At 71.4% G+C, this 2,341-nt stretch carries 2 protein-coding genes; both read left to right on the top strand.

Annotated features, from left to right (window positions below; genetic code table 11):
* Positions 1–590 (top strand): proton-conducting transporter membrane subunit (locus tag VFW24_03520; protein ID HEX5265819.1); only part of this gene is annotated, 590 nt, incomplete at its 5' end.
* Positions 587–2,206, top strand: a complete 1,620-nt coding sequence (locus tag VFW24_03515; protein ID HEX5265818.1) for an NADH-quinone oxidoreductase subunit N — start codon at positions 587–589, stop codon at positions 2,204–2,206. The genes VFW24_03520 and VFW24_03515, both read left to right, overlap by 4 nt.
* Positions 2,207–2,341 lie beyond the last annotated feature (135 nt).

Raw genomic sequence — 2,341 nt, 5'->3', positions numbered from 1 at the left:
TGATCATCGTCGGCCTGTTCGGGTTCACCACGCAGGGCTTCTCCGGCGGCGTGTACCAGACGGTGAACCACGGCCTGACCATGGCGGCCATGTTCCTCCTCATCGGCCTGCTGATCGACCGGCTCGGCACCTCGGAGCTCCCGGCCATGGGCGGCGTCCAGAAGCGGGCCCCGATCTTCGCCGCCATCTTCCTGGTCGTCACCCTCTCGGCAGTGGGGGTCCCCGGGCTCAACGGTTTCATCGGGGAGTTCCTGCTCCTGCTCGGCACGTTCCTCACCCACCGGTGGTGGGCGGTCGTCGCCACCGTCGGGGTGATCCTGGCCGCCCTCGTGTTCCTCTGGGCGTACCAGCAGGCCTTCCACGGCAGGCCCCGCACCGGGCGCACCGGCGTCGATCTCAGCCCCCGGGAGCTCGTCGTGGTGGCGCCCCTGGTCGTGCTGATCGTCGCCCTCGGCGTGTACCCCCGGCCGTTCCTCGACCGCATCAACCCCTCGGCGGACCGGGTGGTGGCCCAGGTGACGGCGCAGACCCACAACCCGCCCCCGGCGGTGGGCTCGGGGCTGGCCCAGCGCGCCGGAGGCCAGCCATGAGCCTGGCCGGGATCCTGGGGGTGAGCGGCCTGGTCACCCCCCACGTCGACTACGTGGCCATCCTGCCCGAGCTCATCCTCAGCGTGGCCGCCCTGCTGATGATGCTGGCGGCATCGCTGTACCGCCGGCCCGCGCCCCGGGGGGCGTGGGCCATCTCCACCGCGGTCGTGTCGGCCGCCTCCATCGGGGCGTCGTGGTACCTGTGGGACCAGGTCCAGCACCGGGGCGCCCACACCGCGATCAACGGCGCCATCGCCGTCGACGGCTTCAGCGTGTTCTTCCTCATGCTGATCAGCGTGGCGCTGGGTCTCGGGGTGCTGGTGGCCGACGACTACCTGCGCCGCGAGGGCCTCGACGGCCCGGAGTTCTACGTGCTGGCCATGCTGTCGGCCGCCGGCGCCATGTTCCTGGCCGTGGCCGACGACCTCATCGTGGTGTTCCTCGGGCTGGAGACCCTGTCGATCGCCCTGTACGTGCTGACCGGCTATCACCTGCGGCGCCGGGAGTCGAGCGAGGCGGCCATCAAGTACTTCGTGCTGGGGGCGTTCTCCTCGGCGGTGTTCCTGTACGGCGTGGCCCTGACCTACGGCGCCACCGGCTCCACCAACCTGGCCAAGATCGGCGCCTTCCTGGCCGGCAACCAGATCGTCGACAACGGGGTTCTCCTGGCCGGCCTGGCCATGCTGATCGTCGGGCTGGGCTTCAAGGTGGCGGCGGTCCCGTTCCACACCTGGAGCCCCGACGTCTACCAGGGCGCACCCACCCCGGTCACGGGCTACATGGCGGCGGTGGCCAAGGCGGCGGGCTTTGCCGGGCTGCTGCGGGTGCTGTACTCGTCGTTCTCGCTCCTGCGCACCGACTGGCAGCCGGTCATCACGGTGGTGGCCGCCCTCACCCTGGTGGTCGGGGCGGTGGCCGCCCTGGTGCAGACCGACATCAAGCGGCTGATGGCCTACTCGTCGATCAACCACGCCGGCTTCGTGCTCGTCGGCCTGGCGGCGGCCACGTCGCAGGGCATATCCGGGGCGCTGTACTACCTGTTCGCCTACACCTTCATGGTGATCGGCACCTTCGCGGTGATCACCCTGGTCGGCCGCCGGGGGGACTCCCGGCACCGCCTCGACGACTACCGGGGCCTGGCCCGGGAGCGCCCCGTTCTGGCGGCGGTGCTGGCGCTGCTCCTGTTCGCCCAGTCGGGCGTGCCGTTCACCACCGGCTTCCTGGCCAAGTTCTCGGTCATCTCCGCCGCCATCCAGGCCCGCTCCTATCCGCTGGCCATCCTGGCCATGCTGAGCGCGGCGGTAGCGGCCGTGTACTACCTGCGGGTGGTGTTCCTCATGTACGGCTCGGCGCCCACCCCCAGCCCGGAGCTGACCACGGCGCTGGCGGTGTCGGCGGCCGGGGGCGGCCCGGGCGGCACGGCGGCCTCGGTGTCCCGCCCGGCGGCCCCCGGGCCCGGAGAGCCGGTGGACGTGGTGCCGCTGGCGGACGAGCCCATCGCCATGCCCCCCGGGGTCCTTCTGGTGCTCGGCCTCTGCGCGGCGTTCACCGTGGCCATGGGGCTGTGGCCCGACCCGGTGCTGGACTTCGCCCGGCACGCCAGCCTGCTGTTCTGAGATAGTCCGCCGATGGCCTCCGCCGTCGACCCGGTGTCACGACTCGAGGCCGTCGAGGAGATCAAGGGCCTCAAGGCCCGGTACTTCCGCTGTCTGGACAGCAAGGACTGGGAGGGGATCGCGGCGGTCTTCGAT

This window comes from Acidimicrobiales bacterium, from assembly GCA_036273495.1.
GTDB lineage: Bacteria > Actinomycetota > Acidimicrobiia > Acidimicrobiales > JAJPHE01 > DASSEU01.
Note: the sequence above shows the minus strand (reverse complement) of the source record. Positions and strands in the feature narration are given on the sequence as shown.